Consider the following 15,359-nt stretch of genomic DNA (forward strand, 5'->3'; position numbering starts at 1 on the left):
AGCTACTCGTCGTTGCCGTCTTCCTGCCCGTCCGGTGTGGTGTCACGCAAGCCGAACTCCTTCATCTTCGTCTGGAGCGACTTGCGGCTGATCTGCAGCAGGCGGGCGGCCCGGGTGACATTGCCGCCCGTCTCCTCCAGCTTCTTCACGATGAGGTCGCGCTCGAGCTCGGCCGCCTTCATCCGGACGATGTCCTTGAGCCCCACCTCGCCCGCGGGCACCTCCATGGAGGGACTGGGGGCCGCCGGCGCGGCGGCCGCCTGCTGGCCCGCTCCTCCGCGAATCGGCTCTGGCAGGTCCTTCGGGGTGATGAGGGGCCCGTCCGCGAAGAGCAGCACGCGCTCGATGAGGTTCTCCAGCTCGCGGATGTTGCCCGGCCAGGAGTACCCCTGGAGCAGGGCCATGGCATCGTCCGCGATGCCTTCGATCTTCTTGTTGAGGCGGCGGTTGTACTTCTCCACGAAGTGCCGCGCGAGCATGGGGATGTCGCTGCGGCGCTCGCGCAGGGCGGGCAGGGTGATGGGCACCACCGCCAGCCGGTAGTACAGGTCCTTGCGGAAGCGGCCGGCCTCAATCTCCGCCTGCAGGTCGCGGTTGGTGGCGGCCACCAGGCGCACGTCCACACGCGTCGTCTTGATGCCACCCACGCGCTCGAACTCGCCCTCCTGGAGCGCACGCAGCAGCTTCACCTGCATCTCCACCGGGATTTCGCCAATCTCGTCCAGGAAGAGGGTGCCCTCGTCAGCCAGCTCGAAGCGGCCGGGCTTGGAGGTGACGGCGCCGGTGAAGGCGCCCTTCTCGTAGCCGAACAGCTCGCTCTCCAGCAGCGTGGCGGGGATGGCCGCGCAGTTGATCTTGATGAACGGCTTGTCTCGGCGGCTGGAGGCGCCGTGCAGCGCGGTGGCGATCAGCTCCTTGCCGGTGCCGCTCTCCCCGGTGATGAGCACCGTGGAGGGCGTGTCCGCCACCTTGTCGATGATCTTGTAGACCTCTTGAATCTGCGGCGAGTCGCCGATGATGGCGGCGCGCGCCTTGAGGTCCGGGCGGACGGAGCGGCGTGCGCTCTCGTTCGTCTTGGCGGCCTTGGCGACGACGGAGGACAGCTCCGACTGGTCGAAGGGCTTGGTGATGTAGTCGAAGGCGCCCGCCTTGATGGCGTCCACCGCGGAGTCCACCGTGCCGTGCGCGGTGATGATGATGACCGGCACGTCCGGGTTGGCGGCGCGGACGGTGCTCAGCACCTCCATGCCGCCCACCTTGGGCATCACCAGGTCCGTCACCACGATGTCCGCGCCGTTCTTGTGGAACTCGGCGAGCCCCTGCTCGCCGTTCTCCGCGACCGTGACGTCGAAGCCGTCCCGGCGCAGCATCGCGGCGAGCACCTTGCGGAGGTTCGCCTCGTCGTCGATCACCAGGACCTTCGCCATGGGAAGCCAGTCGTCTCCTGGGGCTAGCGGCGGTGCGTGGGGGCGGGCGGCGCGTTGGCGGCGCCGGGGCCCTCGAGCGTGCAGATGGCGTCCGGGTGCTTGATGCGCAGCAGGAGCGCCTCCAGCACGCGGAACGGGTGGTTCATCCGTGAGGCGCCCAGGTACGCCGCCACCATGTCCATGGACACGGCGAGGTCCATGTTCTCGCGGCCGGTGGACACCACCACACCGGAGTCTCCGCGCAGGCGGTTGGACTGGTAGACGCCGTCCGACGCGAGCTGCCGGATGGTCTCGATCTCCAGCACGCCCGTCTTCTCGTAGATGCGGTGGAGCTGCGAGTACAGCTTCGGCGACAGCACCACGGCGTAGGGGCCGAAGTGGCCGTGCTCGTTGAGCTTGCGGGTGGAGTCGACGATGGCCTGGAAGCCACCGCCCGCCACCGTCCAGTCCCCGAGCGGCACGCTGAGCCGGCCGTTGGCCGTCATCAGGCCCTCGTAGCCCAGGCGCGCGTCACCGTAGAAGATGAGCTCGTCCTCCTGCTGTGCGCACAGCGCGGCGGCGCCCGCGGCGGCGGACACGTCCAGCGGCATGTTGTGCGTGCGCGCGGCCTCGATGTCGCGCCAGTGCAGCAGGAAGTCCTTGTAGATGATGGGGATGGTCTTGAACTTGCGAGCATCGGTGAAGACCATCGCGGTCTCCTGCTCGCCGACGATGTCCACCGCGCCCGGGGACACGCCCTGGAACTCGTCGTAGGGCACCGTCTGCACGCCCGCTCCCAGCGGGCCGTAGATGTCCAGGATGCGGCGGCCCACCAGCGAGCGCCTCGCGACCTGGATGACCGTCTCATTCAGGCGTGCCCACTCCTCCTCGCGGAGGGGGTTCTCGGCATGTCCAAGGAAGTCAGGCATCGGAGTGTTCTCCAGGGGATTCAACAAAAGGAGAGGAGGGGAACATCAGCGACCGCCACCACCGCCGCTTCCACCCCGGCGGAGCGAGCCGATGGTGAGCGGATGGGAGTCCACCGCGGGCGGCGGGGCGGGCAGGCCATACATCAGGCGCTGCGGGGGCAGCGCGGTGGGAGGCTCAGCCGGAAGCGGGCCATTGCGGCCGAAGACGGCGGGGCGGGGCGGAGCGGCCGGGGGCCCATGGTCCACCGGAGCCGGGGCGGCGGGCGCTCCGGCCCCGCCGGCGGCCGCCTCGAAGTGCCCGGGCACGAAGGGCTTGGTGAAGTGCGTGTCCTGGCCGCTGTCCAGCGTGCGGAGCATGTGGACGGCCTCGGAGACGTGCTCCTTCTCCTCGGCGGCCAGGTGGAGGAAGAAGGCGCGGACCTCGGGTGACGAGGAGGCCCGTGCGAACGCCTCGTATTCGTTGATGGTCTCGAGCTCGCGTGCCAGGACGCGGCGGATGCGCGCCACGTCGTCCAGATCGCTGTCGGGGGTTCCGGCCATTGGCACTGGACCCTGGCAACCTGGAGCGGGACCGTCAAGTGAAACAGGGTGGGTGGGTTTCGCGCTTCATGCCACTCAACGGCCCGCGTAGAGTCCGCGCCCTGGTGACCACCTCCACGCCCGTATCTCCGCCGCCGCCCCCCGCGCCATCCCGGCCCCCGCGCTCGGGAGGGAGGGGCGCGCTGCTGGTGGCCACCGGCATCCTGGCCTCGCGGCTGATGGGGCTGGTGCGCGAGCGCGTCTTCGCGCACTACCTGGGCAACGCGGAGGCGGCCGCCGTCTTCAAGGCGGCGCTGCGCATCCCCAACTTCCTGCAGAACCTCTTCGGCGAGGGCGTCCTCTCCGGCTCGTTCATCCCCGTGTACGCGCAGCTGCTGGGCCGCGGGGACACGAAGGAGGCGGACCGGGTGGCGGGCGCGGTGTTCGGCCTCCTGTCGCTGGCCAGCGCGGTGCTGGTGGCGGCGGGCATGCTCTTCACCCCGTTCTTCGTGGACGCCATCGCCCCCGGCTTCGAGGGCCACGCGCGCGAGCTGGCCATCACCGTGGTGCGCATCCTCTTCCCCGGCACGGGCCTGCTGGTGCTGAGCGCCTGGTGCCTGGGCATCCTCAACAGCCACCGGCGCTTCCTGCTGTCGTACCTCGCGCCGGTGGTGTGGAACCTGGTCATCATCCTCACGCTGGTGGCCGCGGGCGGCCGCTACGGCGAGGAGCGGCTGGTGGAGCTGCTGGCCTACGGCGTGGTGCTGGGCAGCTTCCTCCAGTTCGCGGTGCAGGTGCCCACGGTGCTGACGCTGCTGGGGAGCTTCCGTCCGACGCTGTCGCTCGCGGGCGAGGCCGTGCGCCAGGTGCTGCGGAACTTCGGGCCGGTGGTGCTGGGGCGCGGCGTGGTGCAGTTCAGCGCGTGGGTGGACACCGCCTTCGCGTCGCTCATCTCCAACCGCGCGCTGTCCTCGCTGGTGTACGCGCAGACCATCTACCTCATCCCGGTGAGCCTCTTCGGCATGGCGGTGTCCGCGGCCGAATTGCCGGAGATGTCCCGCGCCACGGGCGAGGGCCAGGACGTGGCCGCGAAGCTGCGCGAGCGCATCGGCGCCGGCTCGCGCCGCATCGCCTTCTGGGTGGTGCCCTCCGCCGCCGCCTTCCTCTTCCTGGGGGACATGGTGGCCGCGGCGCTCCTGCAGACGGGCCGCTTCGACGCGGCGGACTCGCGCTACCTCTGGTACCTGCTGATGGGGGCGGCGGTGGGCCTGGTGGCTTCCACCGTGGGCCGCCTCTATGCCTCCGCCTTCTATGCGCTGAAGGACCCGAAGACGCCCCTGCGCTTCGCGGTGGTGCGCGTGGCCACCGGCACGCTGGGCGCCTGGGTGCTGGGCCTGCACCTGCCCGGCTGGCTGGGCCTGCCCGAGCACCTGGGCGCGCTGGGGCTCACCCTGGCGAGCGGGCTCGTGGCGTGGCTGGAGGCCGGCCTGCTGAGGCACAAGCTGGTGAAGCAGGTGGGCCCGGTGGGAATGCCCGAGGGGCTGCTGCCCCGGCTGTGGAGCGCGGCCATCGTGGCCGGGCTCGTGGCGCTGGCCGTGCGGTGGGGGCTCACCTCCCTGCTGGGCCCCATGCCGGGCGTGGCGGTGGAGTGGGGGGGAGGGGTGCTCGCGCCCCCCCGGCTGCACCCGGTCCTGGGCTTCGTGGCGGTGGCCCTCCCGTTCGGCGCCGTCTACTTCGGGTTGGCCGCGGCCATGGGCATCCCCGAGGCCGGCGCCGTGTTCCGCAAGGTCGGCCGCAAGCTCCGGCTGGTGCGCTAAACGCCCGCGAATACTCGGTTCCTGACGGGCCGGGCGACACCTGGTTGGGATGGCAAACACCCGGTGGGGATGTTGTGACGCGCTGCCTCCGGTTATGGACGAGGCAACGGCCCACATCGCGCCCGTGTCATCTGGCTTCCTCCCGACATGGCGCGCGTGTAGAGTGCGCCGCCTTTTTCACAGGGCCCGGCTTCTCGGGAAGTCAGGGCTGAATACGTCTCAGGAAGGTCTCCGCAGTGAGCGACGAGAAGAACGGTTCCAATTCTGGCGGTCCGGGCGGGATGGGTCCCAAGAAGCCGAAGGCCACCTTCGGCGACGTGATGCTCGGCATCCCCTCCGGGGGCGCTGGCCGTGGCGAGGGGGACCGGGGTGGGCGCGGAGGAGGCCGCGGGGGTGAGCGTGGCGGCGAGCGTCGCGAGACGCAGCCGCGTCCCGAGGGGGGGGCGCCGCGTGGCGACCGTCCGCCTCGTGATCGCGGTGGCGAGAGGGGAGGCGAGCGCCGCGGTGGCGGTGAGCGCCGTCCGTCCGGCCCCATGGTCGTCGTGAAGCGCGCCTCCGGCGCCATCGAGACGCGCGGCCCCGTGGGTGACAAGCCCGCCGACGCGACCGCGACCGCCGAGCAGACCGGCGCCGCCGCCGAGGCCTCCGCCGCGACGCCGGCTCCCGCGCCCCGTCCCGTGACGCCGACGCCCGCTCCCTCCAGCGCGCTGTACGAGGAGGTTCCCGAGTCCCAGTCCTTCGCCGAGATGTTCGAGGCGCAGGCCAAGGAGGGCGGAACCCCGGGTCGCCGCGGCGTGCGCGTGGGCGAGAAGGTCCGGGGCACCATCTTCCAGCTCGGCGCGGACACCGCGTTCGTTTCGCTGGAGGGGTCCGCCAAGAGCGAGGCGATGATCGAGCTTCGCGAGCTCAAGGACGACGAGGGCATCCTCCGCTTCGGCGTGGGTGACAGCCTCGAGGCCCACGTCATCGAGGTGGGCGCCAAGGGCATCCTCCTCAGCCGCGCGCTGGCCAAGGGCAGCGCGTCCATGGCCATGCTGGCCGAGGCCCGCGCCTCCGGCATGCCCGTGGAGGGCATGGTCCTCAGCGTGAACAAGGGCGGTGTCGAGGTCGCCATCGGCGACATCCGCGCCTTCTGCCCCATCAGCCAGCTCGACCTGCGCTTCGTGGAGAAGCCGGATCAGTTCATCGGCGAGAAGCTCCAGTTCCGCGTCACCGAGGTTCGCGACAGGAACGTGGTGCTGTCGCGCCGCGCGCTGCTGGAAGAGGAGCAGAAGCGGCTGGCGGCGGAGACTCGCAAGAACCTGGGCGAGGGCAAGGTCGTCAAGGGCAAGGTCTCCGGCGTGCGCGACTTCGGCGTGTTCGTGGACCTGGGCGGCGTGGAGGGCATGATTCCCGTCTCCGAGCTCTCGTACACGCGCGTCGGCCACCCGAGCGAGGTGGTCAACGCCGGTGACGAGGTCGAGGTGGAGATCCTGCGCATGGAGCCCGCGCAGCCCAACTCGCCCGACAAGAGCAAGCAGAAGGAGCGCATCACCCTGTCCATGCGCGCGCGCATGGAGGACCCCTTCAAGAAGGCCATCTCCGAAATCAAGGAGGGCGACCGCCTCCAGGGCAAGGTCGTCCGCCTGCAGCCCTTCGGTGCCTTCGTGGAGCTGCGTCCGGGCGTGGACGGCCTGGTGCACATCTCCGCGCTGAGCGACCGCCGCATCGCGCATCCGCGCGACGTGGTGAAGGAGGGTGAGGTCATCTGGGTGGCCGTCGAGAAGATCGACGCGAACGAAAAGCGCATCGGCCTGCGCCGCATCTCCGAGGAGGAGGCGCAGCGTCCTCCCGAGGAGCGTCCCGCGCCCGCCGCCGCCGAGCCGGCCAAGGCCCGTGAGCCCGCCGCGCCCCGTCCCAAGGTGGGCCAGGTCGTCGTGGGCAAGGTGGACCGCATCGAGCCCTACGGCGTCTTCCTCGTCTTCCCGGGCGGCAAGGGCCTGCTCCCCGCCAGCGAGACGGGCACCGAGCGTGGTACCGACCTGCGCAAGCACTACTCGCTCGGCCAGGAGGTGAAGGTGGCCGTCCTGGACATCGACCCGTCCGGGAAGATCCGCCTGTCCGTCACCGCCGCCGTGCGCGCCGAGGAGCGCGCCGAGGTGGAGGCCTGGCAGAAGTCGCAGCAGCCGCAGGGCGCGGGCAAGAAGGGCTTCGGCACCTTCGCCGACCTGCTCAACAAGATGCGCAAGTAGCGCGCGTCTTCTCCGGTGCTGATCTCCTCGGAGAGCAGCCCGGAGAAAGGTGTTGACGCTCCAGGCGGGGGGCGGTACTAACCCCTCGCCGCTGACGCCTCTGACGCGGGGTGGAGCAGCCTGGTAGCTCGTCGGGCTCATAACCCGAAGGTCGCAGGTTCAAATCCTGCCCCCGCAACTCGCTGTACCGAAGAAGCCCGGTAGGAATGAAGACCGGGTCGCCGTGGTTGAAGACAACATGACGCGGGGTGGAGCAGCCTGGTAGCTCGTCGGGCTCATAACCCGAAGGTCGCAGGTTCAAATCCTGCCCCCGCAACTCGGATCGGCCCGGTCATCCTCCTGGATGGCCGGGCCGATTGCTTTTCAGCCTCCTCCCGCCTCGGTGCTTCACGCGCGGCGGACGCCTGGAGGCCCGCCCGGCCCCCGTCGGGACCAGCGGCCCTCGAGTCCTCCTCGAAGGCATACCCGCCATCGCGCTCCATCTTCCCGGTAGGGGCCCGTCGCGGGCGTATCCGCCGAGGGCGCCGGAGTGCTGGCGAGGGAGGAGAGGACCATGGACACGGAGGCCACACACGTCCTGCTGGTAGGCGGCACGGGGAGGTTCGGGGGGAAGCTCGCCTCGGCGCTGCTCGTGAGGCCCGGCATCCACCTCCATGTGCTGGTGCGCCCGGGCAAGCGCCGCGAGTCGCTCACGGGGCTCGCCGACCAGGGCGTGACGCTGGTGGAGGGCTCGCTTCAGGACTCACGCTCGCTCGACTCCGCCGTCGAGGGCGTGGACGCCGTCATCTCCGCCGTGAGCGGTGGACCGGAGGTCATGGTGGACGGGCAGCTCCGGCTGCTGGACGCGGCCCGCCGGCACGGTGTCATGCGCTTCATCCCTTCCGACTATTCGCTCGACTTCTTCCAGGCCGGAGCGTTCGAGGACTCGCCGCTGGCCATGCACCGGCAGGTCGCGGAGGCCGTCGTGCGCAGCGGGGTGCGGCACACGTTCATCCTGTGTGGCACCTTCATGGAAGTGGCGCTGTCGCCGCTCGCGCGGGTGTTCGACCTGGAGCGGGGCCACGCGGCGTACTGGGGCACCGGTGATGAGCCGTTCGACCTGACGGCCATGGCGGACGTGGCCCGGCTCGTCGCCGAAGCCGTGGTGGACCGCCGCGCGGAGAACCGGACGCTGGAGTTCACCGGTGACGTGGTGACGGTGAACGAGGTGTCGCGCGTTTACGAGGAACTGAGGGGCCACCCGCTCCAGCGCATCTACCGCGGGACACTGGAGGACCTGCGCCGCCACCTCGCGCGTGAGCAGTCCGCGACGGACTCCTCGCGCGACTTCCTCGTCCAGTGGGGACTGCTCGAGCAGCTCTCCGGGAGGGGACGGCTGCGCCACGCGGCACGCACCGAGCACGCGAGACTCCACCCCGTGACGGTGCGCGAGTACCTCCAGGCAAGACTTCGCCCGCTGGGAGACCCGTGGGCGGAGACATCGGCCACGGCGCGGCCCTGACCCGTGCGTCGCGCCAACCCGGATTTCCAGCTCGGCGGCACTCCGCGTGCAAGGGGTTCTTCCTCGGACAGCCGCGCTAACCAGCCGTAATCACGGAATTATGCGCTGCGCTGGGAAAAAACGCCCGTGTCGCCTTTCCACCGACATTAGTAAGGGCACTAATCTCTCCCACAGGTGACAGTTCGTCACCTGGGGGCCACCCAAGCGTGACCGGGCATTCCGGCGTGGGTGCCGGGATACCTCCGGGTCGTGAAGTGGCTCCTTCCCCCATCGTCGTCCACGGGAGCTCCCCCACGTGAGAAGGTTGGTTGCCACGCTGTCCGGCCTGGCGCTGGTGTTGTCTGGAACCGGTGCCGCTGCTCGGACCTTGCCGAACTACGATGCACTGCAGGATGCGAAGCCCTCGGGTCGCGCTTCCGCTGGCTTCAAGCCCGTGAACCCCGTCAAGGGCGCGCGCGTCGCCCACCGTGACGAGCGCACGGGCTCGCCCACGTTCATCTGGGCCCACAAGACACCGGCGCAGACGAGCCTCCGCGCGCAGTTCGCGGGCATGGCTCCCGAGCAGGCCGCGCTGGCGCAGGTCCAGGACCACGCGGCCCTCTTCGGGCTGAGCTCCTTCGAGGCCGCGGGCGCCAAGGTGGTCTCCGTCAGCCAGAACCGCCAGGGCGTCAAGGTCGTGAAGATGGCGCAGGAGGCCGGCGGCATCGAGGTCTTCCGCCAGAACCTCAACCTCCTCCTCAACCGCGACAACGAGCTGGTGGCCATCTCCGGCTCGCTGTCCAACCAGGTCTCGAACACCGCGCCCGAGGCGCGCCTGCACTTCAAGCTCCCCGCCACCCGGGCCATCTCGGTGGCGTACAAGGACCTGACGGGCAACGACCTGGATCCGAGCCTGCTGGCGAGGACGAACATCAAGCAGGAGACGGGCGCGTACTCCCACTACACGCTCGCCACCTACGCCCGCCCGCTGGCGCAGGGCCTGGTCATCCCGGCCCGCGTGAAGCAGGTGCTCTTCCCGCTGCCCACCGCGCTCGTGCCCGCGTACTACGTGGAGCTCAACACCGGCGCCCCGGACAGCAATGACTCGGACTACTACGCCTACGTCATCTCCGCGGCGGACGGCAGCCTGCTGCTGCGCAACAACCTGACGGCGCACGCGGAGTTCAGCTACCGCGTGTTCGCGGACACCACGCCGCCGTACACCCCGCACGACGGCCCCACGGGCGCCGCCGCCGCCACGCCGCACCCCACGGGCAGCCCGAACGGCTTCCGCCCGGCCTACGTCCCGCCCGCCCTCGTCACCCTGGAGAGCGCTCCCTTCAGCCACGGAGACCCCTGGCTCCCGAACGGCGCCACGGTGACCACCGGTAACAACGTGGACGCGTACGCGGACCTCGTGGCTCCGGACTACTACAGCGAGGGCGACCTGCGCCCCACGGCCACCGCGCCGGGCGTGTTCGACCGGACGATGCTCTTCGACATCGCCCCGAACGCCAACGCCGAGCAGATTGCCGCGGCCACCACGAGCCTGTTCTTCATGAACAACTGGCTCCATGACTGGTACTACGACACGGGCTTCGACGAGGCCTCGGGCAACGCGCAGGCCGACAACTACGGCCGCGGCGGTCTGGGCAACGACCCCATCCACGCGCAGGCGCAGGACTACACCAACATCAACAACGCCAACATGTCCACGCCGGCGGACGGTGCGTCCCCGCGCATGCAGATGTACCTCTTCACCGGCCCGCGCAACGCGCGCGTGACGGTGACCGCGCCCGCCTCCATCGCGGGTGACTACCTGACGGGTATCGCCGCGGGCTTCGGTCCGCAGGCGTTCGACGCCACCGGCGACGTGGTGGCGGCCCTGGACGAGTCCAACGCCTCGGGCCCGTCGACCACCGACGCCTGCACCCCGCTCACCAACGCGGCGGAGGTCGCCGGGAAGTTCGCCCTGGTCGACCGTGGCACGTGCGGCTTCGCCGTCAAGGCCGCCGTCGTCCAGGCGGCGGGCGCCATCGGCTTCATCCTCGCCGACAACACGCCGCGCTTCATCGTCGACATGGGCGGCACGGCCTCGGGCATCACCATCCCCTCGCTGCTCGTCACCCAGGCGGACGGCGCCCGGCTGCGCGGCGCGCTCGCCGAGGGCGTCACCGCGCGCATGTTCCGCGGTCCCACCATTGGCGTCGACGGCACGGTGGACAACCAGATCGTCGCGCACGAGTGGGGCCACTACATCAGCAACCGCCTCATCTCGAACGGGTCCGGTCTGGTCAACAACCAGGGCCGCGCCATGGGCGAGGGCTGGGCGGACTTCCACGCGCTGCTGATGACGGTGCGCGCGGAGGACATCGACGTCCCGTCCAATCCCGACTGGACCGGCGTCTACGCCATGGCCGAGTACGCGACGCGCGGCATCTCGCCGGACTCGTCGTTCTACGGCATCCGCCGTGGTGCCTACTCGGTGAACGAGGACAAGAACGCGCTGCGCTTCCGCCACATCATGAACGGCGTGGCGCTGCCGACGACCACCCCCTTCGCTCCGGGGGGCGTCAACTCGCAGGTCCACAACTCCGGTGAGATCTGGGCCTCCACGCTGTGGGAGTGCTACGTGTCGCTCCTCCGGGCGCATCCGTTCCAGGAAGCGCAGGACCGGATGAAGAGCTACATCGTCAACGGCTACAAGCTGACGCCCCCGTCGCCCACCTACCTGGAGGCGCGTGACGCCATCCTCGCGGCGGTGCTCGCCAACGACCCGGCTGACTTCCAGCGCTTCTGGGCGGCCTTCGCCTGGCGCGGCATGGGCGTGGGCGCGGTGGCCCCGGACCGCTACTCCACCGACCACTCGGGTGTGGTGGAGAGCTACGTGCTGGGCGTGGACGTGGAGCTCGTCTCCGTCGCCTACGAGGACTCCGTGGCGACCCCGGGTGACGCGGACGGCATCCTGGACAACGGCGAGACGGGCACCATCGCCATCACCGTGGCCAACAAGGGCTCCTCCGAGGCGGCCGCGACCAGCGCCACCGTGGTGTCCACCACCCCGGGTGTGAAGATGGGCAACCGCGGCTTCGTCAACTTCCCGGCCATCCCGGTCGGCGCGACGGAGACGGTGCATGTGCCGGTGACGCTGTCCGGCGCCAGCCTGGGCCAGCGCGCCGAGGTGGCCGTCGCCATCCGTGACGATGGACAGGTCGTCCAGAGCGACAAGTCGATGACGCTGAACATCAGGGTCAACTACGACGAGGTGCCGGCGGCCACCGCCACGGAGACCGTGGAGGCGTCCGAGGCCAACCTGCCCTGGGTCAGCGACCACGACGCGAGGCTGGCCAGTGCGGACTTCTCGGTCGTCGAGTTCTCGGACTTCAACCGGGCCTACTACGGCCCGAACATGGGCGCCGCGAGCGACCTCCGTCTCACGTCCCCCGAGCTCCAGGTGAGCAGCACCGAGCCGTTCTCGCTCACCTTCCGTCACTCCTACGACTTCGAGGCCGACGCCGACGGCAACTACGACGGCGCCGTCATCGAGCTCTCCGAGGACAATGGCGCGACGTGGGTCGACGTCGGTGATGCGCTGTATACCGGCGAGCTCATCCAGTACGCCGGCAACCGCAACCCGCTGGCCGGCCGCCGCGCCATCGTGGGCACCACCCCGGACTTCCCGGAGTTCATCACCTCCACGCTGAACCTGGGCGACGCCTACGCGGGCAAGACGGTGCGGATCCGGTTCCGTATCGGCAGCGACAACGGTGCCGGCAACACGGGCTGGGTGCTGGACGACCTTGCCTTCTCCGGCATCACCAACCGTCCGTTCACGAAGATCTGCGCGGACAGCGGCGTGTGCGGCAACACCGCGCCCGTCGCCAGCGCGGGCGCGGACATGGCCGTGGACGAGCGCGCGCAGGTGTCGCTGGCCGGTAGTGCCTACGACCTGGACGGCAACGCGCTCACCTACGCGTGGGAGCAGTTGGACGGCCCGGAGGTGACCCTCACGGGCGACACCACGCTCACGCCGTCCTTCACCGCTCCCGAGGTGACGGCCGACACCAGCGTGGTGCTCCTCCTGACGGTCAGCGACGGGACGGCCACCTCCGAAGACCTGGTCACCGTGCTCGTGCGCCATGTCAACCGCGCGCCCACCGCGAACGCGGGCCTGGACGCCATCGCGGACGAGCGTGGCGCCGTCACGCTGAGCGGCTCCGCGAGCGACCCGGAGGACGACGCGCTCACCTACCTCTGGACGCAGGTGTCCGGCACGGCGGTGGCGCTGCGCAACTACGACACCGCCACCGCCACCTTCATCGCGCCGGAGACGGACGTCGGTGAGACGCTGACCTTCCGCCTGACGGTGAGCGACGGCCAGGCCAGCACCAGCGACACGGTGGACGTGCGCATCGACAACGTGAACCGCGCGCCGGTGGTGACGGCCTCGTCCGTCACCATCGACGAGCGCAGCACCGCCATCGTCGAGGCCACCGCCTCCGACCCCGACGGCGATGCGCTGACCTACACCTGGATCCAGACGGCCGGCGACGAGGTGGTGTTCGACGGTGCCGGCACCGCTCGCATCACCTTCTCCACGGGCGAGGTGGCCGCTGACGCCGTGCTGCGCTTCCAGGTGACCGTGAGCGACGGGACGGCCTCGCTCCAGCGGGAGGTCGCGGTGAACGTGCGGCACATCAACCGCGCGCCCACCGTGAACGCGGGCCTGGACCTCGCCGCGGATGAGCGCTCGTCGGTGACGCTGAGCGGCTCCGCCAGCGACGCGGACCAGGGCGACACGCTGACCTATGCCTGGACGCAGGTGTCCGGTACCCCGGTGGCGCTGTCCGGTGCCAACGGCGCGATGGCCACCTTCACCGCGCCGAACACGGCGTCCGGTGAGACGCTGACCTTCCGTCTGACGGTGAGCGACGGCCAGGCGACGACGAGCGACACGGTGGACGTGGTGGTCAACTCGAACAACACCGTCCCGGTGGCCAGGGCTCGCATCATCCTCAGCGGCAACCAGACGTCGATGATCCTCGACGGCTCGGAGTCCGGCGATCCGGATGGTGACGCGATCACCTACAAGTGGGAGCAGACGGGTGGCCCGTCCGTGTCGCTGGCCAACGCCGACCAGGCGGTGATCAACGTGGACGTGCCCGAGCTCGACGACGACAGCGCCACGTTCACCTTCCGTCTGACGGTGACGGACGCGCGTGGCGGCTCGCACACCGCCACCGTGGAGGCCATGACCACGCCGGACACCGGCGGCTGCTCCTCGACGGGCGCGGGCGCTCCGGCCGGCATGCTCGGCCTGGCGCTCCTCAGCCTGCTGCGCCGTCGTCGCAAGCGGGTCTGAGTCGTGACGTGACGGGCCTCCTCCCCCAGTCCTGGAGGAGGGGGCCCTGAAGAAGTCTCTGGCGGCCGGTTCCCTGATGCGAGGGGGCCGGCCGCCGCTCTTTTTGCGGCTTCCCAACGCGGAGCGGGGAGGGGATGCTTCGCGCCCGGAGGTGTCGATGGCGGTCCTCGAGCTGTCGCGTGCCGTTCCACTGCTCCAGAAGGAGTACCGGGAAGGCCGGCTCATCCCCTTCCTGGGGGCGGGCTTCTCCAAGCCGCTGAACCTGCCGGACTGGGGCGAGCTCATCGCGGACATGGCGCGCAAGCTCGGCTTCGAGCCGGACCTGTTCACCCTGCACGGCGACTTCGAGCAGCTCGCGGGCTACTTCGAGGACGCCGGTGACTTCGAGTACCTCGTCCACGAGATGACGCGGGGCTTCAACTCGAGGGAGTCCGAGACGCTCCGCAAGGCGTCACCGACGCACCGGGCGCTCGCCGCGCTCCGTTGGCACACGCTCTACACGACCAACTTCGACTTCCACGTGGAGGGAGCGTTCAAGGACGCGGGGAGGCCCGTCTCCGTGCTGGCGTCCTTCGAGGACTTCCAGGGGCCCAGGTCCCCCGGAGGCTGCGAGGTCATCAAGTTCCACGGCACGCTGGAGAAGCGGGGCACCATCGTCCTCACGGAGAAGGCGTTCTTCGACCGGATGGCGCTGGAGGCCCCGGCGGACCAGCGGCTGCGCGCGGACCTGCTCAGCCACAGCTTCCTGTTCATCGGCTACAGCTTCAGCGACACGAACATCCGGCACATCTGGCACCGGATGCACCAGCTCCGGCAGGCGAGCCATGGAGCGGTGGCCTCGCCGCGGCCCCGCAGGTGCTTCTTCGCCACGCATGGCGCGGGGCCGGTGCAGCCCGCGCTGCTGGAGAAGTGGAACATCGACATCATCCAGCTCGACCCGTCCGACAAGTCGGCGAGCGTGGCGGACCTCCTCCAGCGGATCGGCGCCTGACCGGAGGCCATGAGATGAAGACCGCGTACTACTATACCTCCAACGACTACAAGGCCGCGGAGGCCCGGCACGTCTTCGAGCCCGCGGGGAAGGTCGGGGTGCTGAAGGTCCGGAACGGCATCACCGAGATTCTCGACGTGGACCTGGACAGGGTCATCCGCGCCAAGGCGGCAGCCGCGTATGCGGCGGTCCGCTATCCCGTCGTCGTCGAGCACGGCGCGTTCTGCATCGACTTCCTCCAGGGGCTCCCGGGCGCGCTCGTTCGGCCCTTCTGGGAGAAGCTCGGGGCCCGGTTGTGCGGGCTGGTTCCACCGGGGCAGCCGAGGACGGTGCGCGCCCTGAGCGCCGTCTGCTACTGCGACGGGAAGCGCCGAGAGGTCATCATCCGCGAGGTGAGGGGAGAGCTGGCGACGGACGTCCGGGGGAGCGGCGGCTATCACTGGGACCCGGTGTTCATCCCCGAAAGCGACAAGGCGCGGCGGACCTTCGCGGAGATGCCGCCGGAGGAGAAGCTGCGGCTGTCTCCGGCGGGGCTCGCCTATGCGGCGATGCGTGACTGGATGGAGAAGAACCTGGGTGGGGCCTGAACGCTCGGGACGGTGGTGGTCTGAGCAGCCCCGTGTG

At 70.1% G+C, this 15,359-nt stretch carries 9 protein-coding genes and 2 tRNA genes; 8 read left to right on the forward strand and 3 right to left on the reverse strand.

Annotated elements, in window-relative coordinates:
* Positions 1–2 precede the first annotated feature (2 nt).
* The 3 genes from K8638_RS19225 to K8638_RS19235 are packed head-to-tail and all read right to left on the reverse strand — an operon-like array spanning position 3 to position 2,875.
* Positions 3–1,427, reverse strand: a complete 1,425-nt coding sequence (locus tag K8638_RS19225; RefSeq protein ID WP_223756012.1) for a sigma-54 dependent transcriptional regulator — start codon at positions 1,425–1,427, stop codon at positions 3–5.
* 23 nt (positions 1,428–1,450) lie between these two features.
* Positions 1,451–2,335 (reverse strand): encapsulin nanocompartment shell protein EncA, encoded by an 885-nt coding sequence (gene encA, locus K8638_RS19230; RefSeq protein WP_223756013.1) that lies wholly within the window; start codon positions 2,333–2,335, stop codon positions 1,451–1,453.
* Positions 2,336–2,380: 45 nt separating this feature from the next.
* Positions 2,381–2,875, reverse strand: a complete 495-nt coding sequence (locus K8638_RS19235; RefSeq protein WP_223756014.1) for a ferritin — start codon at positions 2,873–2,875, stop codon at positions 2,381–2,383.
* A 104-nt stretch (positions 2,876–2,979) separates the two neighbouring features.
* Here K8638_RS19235 and murJ point away from each other — a divergent pair, with 104 nt between their 5' ends.
* From murJ to K8638_RS19275, 8 genes are all read left to right on the forward strand, one after another.
* A complete protein-coding gene (murJ, locus tag K8638_RS19240; RefSeq protein WP_223756015.1) occupies positions 2,980–4,671 on the forward strand; it encodes a murein biosynthesis integral membrane protein MurJ in 1,692 nt (563 codons plus the stop codon).
* Between the two features lie 281 nt (positions 4,672–4,952).
* Entirely contained in the window at positions 4,953–6,902 is a 1,950-nt protein-coding gene (locus K8638_RS19245) for a S1 RNA-binding domain-containing protein (RefSeq protein ID WP_223756016.1), read from the forward strand.
* 104 nt (positions 6,903–7,006) lie between these two features.
* Positions 7,007–7,080 (forward strand) — tRNA-Met (locus tag K8638_RS19250).
* Positions 7,081–7,144: 64 nt separating this feature from the next.
* A tRNA-Met gene (locus K8638_RS19255) sits at positions 7,145–7,218 on the forward strand.
* 237 nt (positions 7,219–7,455) lie between these two features.
* On the forward strand, positions 7,456–8,403 hold the full coding sequence (locus K8638_RS19260; RefSeq protein WP_223756017.1) for an aromatic alcohol reductase: 948 nt from the start codon (positions 7,456–7,458) through the stop codon (positions 8,401–8,403).
* A gap of 295 nt (positions 8,404–8,698) precedes the next feature.
* Complete coding sequence (locus K8638_RS19265) at positions 8,699–13,744, forward strand: myxosortase-dependent M36 family metallopeptidase (RefSeq protein ID WP_223756018.1); 5,046 nt, start codon at positions 8,699–8,701, stop codon at positions 13,742–13,744.
* A 157-nt stretch (positions 13,745–13,901) separates the two neighbouring features.
* Positions 13,902–14,735, forward strand: a complete 834-nt coding sequence (locus K8638_RS19270; RefSeq protein ID WP_223756019.1) for an SIR2 family protein — start codon at positions 13,902–13,904, stop codon at positions 14,733–14,735.
* A gap of 14 nt (positions 14,736–14,749) precedes the next feature.
* Complete coding sequence (locus K8638_RS19275) at positions 14,750–15,322, forward strand: non-canonical purine NTP pyrophosphatase (RefSeq protein ID WP_223756020.1); 573 nt, start codon at positions 14,750–14,752, stop codon at positions 15,320–15,322.
* The last annotated feature ends 37 nt before the right edge of the window (positions 15,323–15,359 follow it).

Origin of the sequence: Myxococcus sp. RHSTA-1-4 (genome assembly GCF_020037125.1) — a bacterium.
Lineage (GTDB): Bacteria > Myxococcota > Myxococcia > Myxococcales > Myxococcaceae > Myxococcus.

Bases quoted from the DNA above. Each gene is read 5' to 3' on its own strand.
- K8638_RS19270 (WP_223756019.1), top strand. From the start codon at position 13,902: ATGGCGGTCCTCGAGCTGTCGCGTGCCGTTCCACTGCTCCAGAAGGAG.
- K8638_RS19235 (WP_223756014.1), bottom strand. From the start codon at position 2,875: ATGGCCGGAACCCCCGACAGCGATCTGGACGACGTGGCGCGCATCCGC.
- K8638_RS19275 (WP_223756020.1), top strand. From the start codon at position 14,750: ATGAAGACCGCGTACTACTATACCTCCAACGACTACAAGGCCGCGGAG.
- K8638_RS19260 (WP_223756017.1), top strand. From the start codon at position 7,456: ATGGACACGGAGGCCACACACGTCCTGCTGGTAGGCGGCACGGGGAGG.
- encA (WP_223756013.1), bottom strand. From the start codon at position 2,335: ATGCCTGACTTCCTTGGACATGCCGAGAACCCCCTCCGCGAGGAGGAG.
- K8638_RS19245 (WP_223756016.1), top strand. From the start codon at position 4,953: ATGGGTCCCAAGAAGCCGAAGGCCACCTTCGGCGACGTGATGCTCGGC.
- K8638_RS19225 (WP_223756012.1), bottom strand. From the start codon at position 1,427: ATGGCGAAGGTCCTGGTGATCGACGACGAGGCGAACCTCCGCAAGGTG.